This window comes from Burkholderia sp. 9777_1386, from assembly GCF_015712265.1.
GTDB lineage: Bacteria > Pseudomonadota > Gammaproteobacteria > Burkholderiales > Burkholderiaceae > Burkholderia > Burkholderia cenocepacia.
Genome location: NZ_JACCQB010000101.1, coordinates 1 through 7,770 on the forward strand (window position 1 = coordinate 1; position 7,770 = coordinate 7,770).

Annotated in this window: 7 protein-coding genes; 4 read left to right on the forward strand and 3 right to left on the reverse strand. The window is 68.4% G+C overall.

The window, feature by feature from the left end; translation table 11 throughout:
* Window positions 1-1,660 (forward strand): acid phosphatase (locus tag H0X91_RS34345; protein WP_077181767.1); only part of this gene is annotated, 1,660 nt, incomplete at its 5' end.
* Window positions 1,661-1,744: 84 nt separating this feature from the next.
* On the opposite strand, the gene H0X91_RS34350 is transcribed toward H0X91_RS34345, so the two are convergent.
* Together H0X91_RS34350 and H0X91_RS34355 are read right to left on the reverse strand one after the other, a co-directional pair.
* Window positions 1,745-3,241 carry an FAD-dependent oxidoreductase gene (locus H0X91_RS34350; RefSeq protein ID WP_006483070.1) on the reverse strand — a complete coding sequence of 499 codons (1,497 nt, stop codon included), beginning with the start codon at window positions 3,239-3,241 and terminating at the stop codon, window positions 1,745-1,747.
* A gap of 264 nt (window positions 3,242-3,505) precedes the next feature.
* Window positions 3,506-3,715: a hypothetical protein gene (locus H0X91_RS34355; RefSeq protein WP_006483048.1), complete on the reverse strand. Its 210-nt coding sequence runs from the start codon at window positions 3,713-3,715 to the stop codon at window positions 3,506-3,508.
* 460 nt (window positions 3,716-4,175) lie between these two features.
* Between H0X91_RS34355 and H0X91_RS34360 the strand changes: the two genes are divergently transcribed.
* The 3 genes from H0X91_RS34360 to H0X91_RS34370 all read left to right on the forward strand — a co-directional run bounded on the left by H0X91_RS34360 (window position 4,176) and on the right by H0X91_RS34370 (window position 5,771).
* The gene (locus tag H0X91_RS34360) at window positions 4,176-4,592 is read left to right on the forward strand and encodes a nuclear transport factor 2 family protein (protein WP_077056816.1); all 417 of its coding nucleotides are present in this window, start codon (window positions 4,176-4,178) and stop codon (window positions 4,590-4,592) included.
* A 3-nt stretch (window positions 4,593-4,595) separates the two neighbouring features.
* Window positions 4,596-4,748: a hypothetical protein gene (locus H0X91_RS34365; protein ID WP_006494814.1), complete on the forward strand. Its 153-nt coding sequence runs from the start codon at window positions 4,596-4,598 to the stop codon at window positions 4,746-4,748.
* 114 nt (window positions 4,749-4,862) lie between these two features.
* Window positions 4,863-5,771, forward strand: a complete 909-nt coding sequence (locus H0X91_RS34370) for an NAD-dependent epimerase/dehydratase family protein (protein WP_006483003.1) — start codon at window positions 4,863-4,865, stop codon at window positions 5,769-5,771.
* Between the two features lie 97 nt (window positions 5,772-5,868).
* On the opposite strand, the gene H0X91_RS34375 is transcribed toward H0X91_RS34370, so the two are convergent.
* The gene (locus tag H0X91_RS34375) at window positions 5,869-7,734 is read right to left on the reverse strand and encodes a phosphoenolpyruvate carboxykinase (GTP) (protein WP_196433801.1); all 1,866 of its coding nucleotides are present in this window, start codon (window positions 7,732-7,734) and stop codon (window positions 5,869-5,871) included.
* Between the last annotated feature and the right edge of the window lie 36 nt (window positions 7,735-7,770).

A 7,770-nucleotide genomic window follows, 5' to 3' on the forward strand; every position in this document is an offset into this window, starting at 1 on the left:
CGACACCCCCGATCGCCCCGACGACCTTCCCGCCGATCCCGACCGCCGCCGCTTACTCGGCGGCCTCGCCGCGCTCGGCGCCGGTGTCGCGCTCGCCGGCTGCGAAACCACCGCAGGCAACGCGCCGCGTTCGGCCGCCGACCTGCGCATCGACGAGGCGTTGCGCCAGCGCGTGCGCCACATCGTCGTGATCTATGCGGAAAACCGCAGCTTCGCGAACCTGTACGGCGATTTCCCGGGTGTCCGTTATCCGCTGAGCGAAGTGCGGCCCGAGCATGCGCAGCAGCTCGACCGCGACGGCAAGACGCCGCTGCCGGTGCTGCCGAAGATCTGGGGCGGGCTCGTGCCGCAGGCGCAGGAAGTGGACGGCAAGCGCTACGCGATCGCCGAGCGCGACATCGACAAGCTGCCGAACGCGCCGTTCCGGATTGCCGATGCGCAGGGCAAGCCGCTGCCGAACGGCGTGATCACGCGCGACCTGTGGCACCGCTTCTACCAGAACCAGATGCAGATCGCCGGCGGCCGCAACAACCAGTTCGCCGCGTGGGCCGATTCGGGCGGCCTCGTGATGGGCCATTACCGCAATTCGGCCGACACGCTGCGGCTGTGGAATCTCGCACGGCAATACACGCTGTGCGACAACTTCTTCATGGCCGCCTTCGGCGGTTCGTGGATGAACCACATGTTCCTGATTTCCGCGCAGCCGCCGCGGTATCCGGACGCGCACAAGCATCCGCATGCGGCGAAGCTGCTGTCGAAGGTCGAAGGCGACGATCCGGCCGGCACGCGCCTGAAGCTCGCCGACGATTCGCCCGCGTCCGCGCTCGACGGCCCGCCGAAATTCGCGGTCGACGGCCCGCTCACGCCGGACGGCTACGGCGTGAACACGATGGCCCCGCCGTACCAGCCGAGCTACGTGCCGCCGCCCGATCCGGGCAATGCCGCGTATGCGGACCCGGCCGACCATCGCGTGATGCCGCCGCAGGGCTACGCGACGATCGGCGATCGCCTGTCGGAAAGGAACATCGACTGGGCGTGGTACAGCGGCGCGTGGCAGTACGCGCTCGAGCATCGCGACACGGGCACGGTGCCCGATTTCCAGTACCACCACCAGCCGTTCAACTACTTCGTGAACTACGCGCCGGGCACCGAAGCGCGCCGCAAGCACCTGCGCGACGCGGGGCTCGGCGACGAGCCGTCGACCAACCACTTCATCGCCGACATCGACGCGGGCCGCCTGCCGGCCGTCACGTTCTACAAACCGCAGGGCAACCTGAACATGCACGCGGGCTATGCGGACATCGAATCGGGCGACCGTCACATCGCGACCGTGATCGACCATATCCGGCGCGGCCCGCAATGGGAGAACACCGTGATCGTGATGACGCACGACGAAAACGGCGGCTGGTGGGATCACGTCGCGCCGCCGGTCGGCGACCGCTGGGGCCCCGGCTCGCGGATTCCGGCGCTCGTGATCTCGCCGTTCGCGAAAAAGGGCTTCGTCGATCACACGCTGTACGACACGAACTCGATCCTGCGCTTCATCAGCCGCGTGCACGGGCTCGCGCCGCTCGACGGCGTGGTCCTGCGCGACAACGCGTTCGCCGCGCGCGGCGCGACGCCGCCGGGCGACCTGACGAACGCACTCGAGCTCGGCTGACCGCCAGCCGGTCGTCGCAAACGACGACGCCCCGGGCCATCCGATGAATGGTCCGGGGCGTCGTTCGTTTCAGGCCCGGCGGCGCTACGCGGCGCTGCGCACTGCGTCGCGCACGGCCAGCGCCGCATGACGGCCGGCCTGTCGGCCGAAGAACGTCGCGTCGGCCAATGACAGCCCCGAACTGTATCCGGCGCCCCAGCGCGGCAGCCCGCACGTCGTGCGACCGGCTGCGTAGAGCCCCGGCACCGGCGTACGCGTCGCATCGAGCACCTGGCCGGTGGGCAGCGTATCGAGCCCACCGAGCGTGAAGTGCGGATAGAACGCGTAGTCGATCCGGCAATCGAGCGCGACGAACGGCGGCTCGATCAGCGGCTGCAGCCACTGCTTCGCCTTGTGGAACAGCGGATCGACGCCGTCGGCCGCATGGCGGTTGTAGACGTCGACGGTCGCCGTCAGCGTGCCGGCCGGCATCCGCAGGTCGCGTTCGACCTCCTCCCAGGTTTCGCCGGCCGCCGCGATGCCGATTCGCGCGATGGCGGGCGGCTCCTGGTACGTCGCGTGATCGACGAGCAGGTAGATGCGATCGTCGGCCTGATGGAACGCATGATGGCCGGTGCGGCCGTGATAGCCGTCCTCGTTGACGAAGCGCTGCCCGCGCGCGTTCACGAAAATGCCCTTGATCAGCGCTTCGGGCGCGTAGAACGGCAGGCTGACGAAGCCCTCGTCCATGTGGATCGCCGCACCGCCCGCGCTCTGGCCGAGCAGGATGCCCGACCCGTCGTCGCCCGGGCTGCCGATCGGCTCGTCCGAGCGCAGGAATTGCGGCGCATGCCGGCGCACCATGTCGCGGTTCATCGCGAAACCGCCCGCGCACAGGATCACCGCACGGCGCGCACGCACGAACACCGTGTCGCCATACGCGCGCAGCACGACGCCGCGTACCGCGCCGCCGTCGTCGACGATCAGCGCCACCGCGCGCGTGTCGTAGCGCGTGGCCACGCCGAGCGCCGCGACACGCTCGGCCAGCACGCGCATCAGCAGTTGCCCGCCGCCCCAGCCCGGCCATTGCGGCGTGTGGCCGCGCGGGCACGGCTTCGCGGCCTCGCTGAACGGCCAGGCTTCCTCGCTGCCCGACCAGATCAGGCAGTCGTCCGTTTCCGGTTCGACGATCCGCTCGGCGATGAACGTGTTCTTGTACGTCACACCCTGCGCGACGAGCCAGTCGTGGTGCGCCAGGCTCTCGTTCGCATAGAGGCGCACCTTCGCGTCGTCCGCGTCGCGGCCGCCCGCGAGCATCAGGTAGCGATACAGGTCCTCGGTGTCGTCGGTGAAGCCGGCCTGCCGCTGCGCGGGCGTGCCGCCGCTGCCGCCGAGGTAGATCTCGCCGCCCGACAGCGCGCTCGTGCCGCCGTAGCTCGACGCGCGCTCGACGATCAGCGTGTCCGCGCCGGCGCTCGCGGCCTCGATCGCGGCACACGCGCCGGCCGCGCCGAAGCCGACGATCACGACGTCGTGGTCGGCGTCCCAGCGGTGCACGTCGCGCAGGTTCAGGGGATGGGTCAGGGAATAGTCGAATGACATGACGAATGGATCGGCGTGGAGGAAATTTGCGGGATGCTGCGGACGCGGCGATGGCCGCCCGCGTGGACGACCTGACGCGAAGCAGCGTGGTCGATACGAAGCCCATGCGCCGCGCGGATGGAACGCCGACGACATGAAACCTGACCGGCTACGCTGCCTGATGCGACACGCCACGTGTCGTATCGCGTGCGCTCGCCGAAAGCGGTCCACGCGCCATCGCGCCGCGATGGCGCCCTTCCTGCGCGGTTCGAGCCCGCACCGGCGTCACATGCCGCGCAGCGCGGCGAAACCGAAGTGCGACGGATCGATCGGCACGCACCCGGTCGGCAACCCGTTCGGATCGACCGAGCGGCATTGCAGGATGCCGGCCGCATACGGCGGCGACGGGACTTCGTCCGCGCCGTATCGCGCCATCGCCATGGCAGCGAACGTGCCCATCGCCAGTACGCACAGCTTGCGAGTCGTCAGTCTCATGATCGTCATCCCCTCCGGTTGGCCGCTGGTGCGGTTCGTGTCCGGCGTGCCTCGCGTGCCGCACCGGATGACTGCACGGTAGCCAGCGCCAGGCCGGCGGCCATCGTCCGTTTCGACTAGGGGCAAACGCTGAGCGGACCGGGCGCCGCATGTCGCGCCGCAGCATCGATACCGACGGCATCGCATGCCTGCGGGGCAGGCAATCACGTGACACGCCTTGCTCGACCGGTCGCTTCAATCGTCAGACGCATGTCCTGCTTCGTCACCGCATCGCACCATCGACTCGCGCGCGTACGCCGCGCGCCGGCCGTCCCCGGTGTTTTCCCCGACCCCGGCCCTGCTCCGTATGGGTGATGAAGGTCGAACGGTCCAGTGCGAACCTGCGCATCGACGTCGCAATGCCGCCGCGTTCGCATACGCGACGCGACCGACTCTTTCCGTTCTTCCACGGGAGCACTGCATGACCGATTCGCATTCGCGCCACGCGCTGTACGAGCTTGCGTGCCGCTACGCCCAGGCCGTCGACCGGCGCGACTGGCCTCGCCTCACCGCCCTCTTCACCGCCGACGCCACGCTGGCCGGCCCCGGCTTCCGCTTCGACGACCGCGACGCGATCGTCGCCGGCATGCGCGTGATCGAGCGTTACGACGCGACCCAGCATCACGTACACAACCAGCTCGTCACGCTCGACGGCGGCGAGGCCGATGTCGAGACCTACGGCGTCGCATGCCACGTGTACGTGCGCGACGGCGTGAAGCGCAAGCTCGACTGGGGGCTGCGCTATCGCGACCGCTGCGTGTTCGACGGCGACACGTGGCGCTTCGCCGCGCGCACGCTGCACGTCGACTGGTCGCAGGATCTGCCGCTGGAAGGCTGAACGATGCGCGCTTCTGCTCGCTTCGCCGGCGGCATCGCAGATGCCGCGCTGTTCCTTGCCGGCGGGCTCGCGACGCGGATCACCGGCACGATGCGGGACGTCGACGGTGACTCACTCGCGGCAGTCAGCGGGTATCGCGACCCGAACGGCTTCTAGACCCACTGCCATGCGTCGCGGGCAACGGCTTCGATTTCCGAGCAGCGGCCAGACACACCTGCCGCTTCATCCGTTCATTTCACGCGGCGCCCTTGCGCCGCCACCGGAGACACCATGAAGATCCTGATCGTCGGCGGCACGGGCCTCATCGGCGGCCACGCCGCGTTGCATCTGCACGCGCAAGGCAATCACGTGACGCTCGCCGCACGCAAGCCGGCCGCGGCAGGCAGCGCGCTCGCGCAGTTCGACGTGCTGCAACGCGACTACGTGGCCGGCAATTTCACGCGCGACGATCTCGCGCCGTTCGACGCGGTCGTGTTCGCGGCCGGCAACGACATCCGCCATCTGCCGCCCGGCACCGACGAAGCCGCGCACTGGGAACGCGCGAACGTCGATGCGGTGCCGCGTTTCTTCGCACTCGCACGCGATGCGGGCGTGAAGCGTGCGGTCCTGGTCGGCAGCTTCTACCCGCAGGTCGCGCCGGCGCTCGTCGACACCGTGCCGTACGTACGCTCGCGCCATCTCGCCGACGAACGCGTGCGCGCGCTCGCGACGCCGTCGTTCGCGGTGTGCAGCGTCAATGCGCCGTTCGTCGTCGGGTCGGTGCCGGGGTTGCGCAACGAGATGTTCGCCGCGTACACGGGGTATGCGAAGGGCCAGTTGGCGGGACTGCCGGTGTACGGGCCGGCCGGCGGCAGCAACTTCATCTCGACGCAATCGCTGTCGGAAGCGATCTGGGGCGCGCTGCAGCGTGGCGAGGCCGGCAAGGCCTATCTCGTCGGCGACGAGAACCTGAGCTTCGCCGACTACTTCGCCGCGTTCTTCCGCGCGGCCGGCAACCCGCGCGACGTGCCGTCGCTCGACCAGGAGCATCCGCTGCTGCCCGACATCGCGATCTACACGGGGCGTGGCAACATCGTGTCGTACGAGCCCGATCCGGCGGATATCGCGCTACTGCGCTACCGGCGCGGCGACGTACAGCGCGCGGTCGACGAAGTCGTCGCGCATTGCAGCGCGCGGTGAGCGAACGGGTTAAGCACGGCGTGGATACGAAAACGTCCCGCCGCCGGCAACAAACGCCGGCGGCGGGACGTCAGGGTCGATAACGATGCGTACCGCGTCAGCCGCCGATACGCTGCTCGATCTTCTTCATCGTGTCGGTCATTTCAGCCGGCAAGCGGAGCTTCAGCGTCTCGAACAGCGCCGCATGCAGCTTCAGCTCCTCGCGCCATTCGTCGGCGTTCATCGACGTCACCGCATCGAACTGATCGCGCGTGAAATCGAGGCCGTCCCAGTGCAGGTCTTCATACGCAGGCGACACGCCGAACGCATGCTCGCCGCCACCGCCGGTGCCTTCGAGACGATCGAGCATCCACTTCAGCACGCGCATGTTCTCGCCGAAGCCCGGCCACACGAACTTGCCGTTCGCATCCTTGCGGAACCAGTTCACGCAATAGATCTTCGGCAGCTTCGCGCCGGCGGCTTCGAGCTGCTTGCCGAGTTTGAGCCAGTGCGCAAAATAATCGCTGACGTTGTAGCCGCAGAACGGCAGCATCGCGAACGGATCGCGGCGCACGATGCCCTGCTGGCCGACGGCTGCCGCGGTCGTCTCGGAACCCATCGTCGCGGCCATGTACACGCCTTCGACCCAGTCGCGCGCCTCGGTGACGAGCGGTACCGTCGTCGAGCGGCGGCCACCGAAGATGAATGCGTCGATCGGTACGCCGGCCGGGTTTTCCCAGTCGTCGTCGATCGACGGGCACTGCGCGGCCGGCGCGGTGAAGCGCGAGTTCGGGTGCGCGGCCTTGCGGCCGGTTTCCTTGGCTATGTCGGGCATCCACGGATTGCCCTGCCAGTCGGTCAACTTCGCGGGCGGCGTGTCGGTCAGCCCTTCCCACCATACGTCGCCGTCTTCCGTCAGCGCGACGTTCGTGAAAATCACGTTTTCCTTAAGCGTGGCGATCGCGTTCGGATTGGTCTTCACGCCCGTGCCCGGCGCCACGCCGAAGAATCCGGCTTCCGGGTTGATCGCATACAGACGGCCGTCGCGGCCCGGCTTCAGCCACGCGATGTCGTCGCCGATCGTCGTGACCTTCCAGCCGTCGAAGCCCTGCGGCGGGATCAGCATCGCGAAGTTGGTCTTGCCGCACGCGGACGGGAACGCGGCCGCGACGTGATACTTCTTGCCGGCCGGCGACGTCACGCCGAGGATCAGCATGTGTTCGGCGAGCCAGCCCTGATCGCGGCCCATCGTCGACGCGATGCGCAGTGCGAAGCACTTCTTGCCGAGCAGCGCGTTGCCGCCGTAGCCCGAGCCGAAGCTCCAGATCTCGCGCGTTTCCGGAAAATGCACGATGTACTTGACCGGGTTGCACGGCCACGGCACGTCCTGCTGGCCGGCTTCGAGCGGATGGCCGACGCTGTGCACGCACGGCACGAAATCGCCGTCCTCGCCGAGCACGTCGTACACGTCGCGCCCCATGCGCGTCATGATCCGCATGTTCACCGCGACGTACGGGCTGTCGGACAGTTCGACGCCGACGTGCGCGATCGGCGAACCGAGCGGGCCCATCGAGAACGGCACGACGTACAGCGTGCGGCCGCGCATCGAGCCGCGGAACAACCCGTTGAGCGTCTCGCGCATTTCGGCGGGCTCGATCCAGTTGTTGGTCGGGCCGACGTCGTCGCGCGAGGCCGCGCAGATGAACGTACGATCCTCGACGCGCGCGACGTCCGACGGGTCGGATTGCGCGAGATACGAATTCGGGCGCTTCGCCGGGTTCAGGCGCTTGAGCGTGCCTTGATCGACCATCGCCTGGCACAGCGCATCGTATTCTTCCTGCGAGCCGTCACACCACACGACGCGCTCGGGCTCCGTGAGTGCCGCGATACGCGATACCCAGTCGATCAGCTTGCGATGTTTGACGAAAGCCGGCGGAGCGATCAGCGGGCCGTGTGTCGCTTCGGCCATGGTGTTTTGCGACATGGGAATGTCTCCAGATTATTGGGCGGGGATGGGGGA